1 protein-coding gene is annotated in these 240 nt (G+C 62.5%); it reads left to right on the top strand.

Annotated features, from left to right (window positions below):
* On the top strand, window positions 1–240 hold a 240-nt coding region (locus tag ACYP5B_RS45635), incomplete at both ends, for a transposase (protein ID WP_459573976.1).

Below are 240 nucleotides of genomic sequence, written 5' to 3'. Positions count from 1 at the left end.
GCGTGGCGTGCAGTTCACCACGGCGGTGGGCATGCTTGCGGAATTGGGCGATCTCTCGCGCTTTGTCCATCCGCGCCAACTGATGGCCTGGCTCGGGGTGACGCCCGCCGAACACTCATCGGGGGAAAAACGGCGCCAAGGCAGCATCACCAAGAACGGCAATAGCTATGCAAGAAAGCTGCTAATCGAAGCCGCCTGGAGTTACCGGCACCCGGCACGTGTGAGCCCCGAGATTCAGCG

Source organism: Cupriavidus sp. 8B, from assembly GCF_054589115.1.
Note: the sequence above shows the minus strand (reverse complement) of the source record. Positions and strands in the feature narration are given on the sequence as shown.